Source organism: Psychrobacter sp. 1U2, assembly GCF_051847575.1.
Genome location: NZ_JBPYDC010000759.1, coordinates 1 through 850, shown reverse-complemented (window position 1 = coordinate 850; position 850 = coordinate 1). Strand labels below are relative to the sequence as shown.

At 48.7% G+C, this 850-nt stretch carries 1 protein-coding gene; it reads left to right on the top strand.

Annotated elements, in window-relative coordinates; translation table 11 throughout:
• Positions 1 to 850, top strand: an 850-nt coding sequence (locus ACS8FD_RS18570; protein WP_439276929.1) for an ArsA family ATPase, incomplete at both ends; no start/stop codon positions are given.

Sequence of the window (850 nt, the reverse complement as noted above, 5' to 3'; positions counted from 1 at the left end):
TTGGTAAAACAACGACAGCCGCCGCACTTGCCAGCCATTATGCGACTCAGCAAAAAAAGACACTCATTATTTCCACTGATCCAGCGCATAGCTTGGGCGATGTATTAAATGTAGCGCTCAGTGACGAGAAGACAGCAATTACCCCTTACCTTGATGCGCTTGAGCTCAATCCAGATGTTATCGTTGATAACCATTTTGCACAGGTCGAACGTACCATTAAAGGTTATGCCAATCCTGACATGATGCCCAAGATTCGTGAGCATCTACGTCTGTCAAAGTCTGCGCCGGGAGCACAAGAGGCCGCCATGCTCGAGTCTATGTGTCAGCACTTGGTGGCGGCAGCGGATGCTGACTCTGATAAAAGGTACGAGCATATAATCTTTGATACCGCACCAACGGGGCATACCTTGCGCTTATTAGTATTGCCAGAGATGATGGGAGCGTGGACGGATGGATTATTAGCCCAGCAGCGGCGGCAGTCTAAGTTACGCTCGGCAGCAACGAGCTTGGATTTAGATAAGAACAATGGTAAAGACAATGTCTCAAATCCCTTCGCTAAGCAAAAACCAGATCGCTGGGAGCAGGCAGTATCCGTCCTAGAAAAACGCAAGCAGCTGTTTCGTGAAGCAGGGTTGTTACTCCATGATCGTAAGCAAACGGCCATTGTGTTGGTGATGACTGCCGATGTACTGCCATTGGCAGAAACTAAGCGCGCCATCCAGCAATTAGAAGAAACCAAACTCACGCCAGCGGCAATCGTAGTTAATCAGCTGATAACGCCTACGCAAACCGATGAGTTTTGGCGCACACGTGCGAATAGACAGCAAGGATTGATGAAGGAGATTGAAAG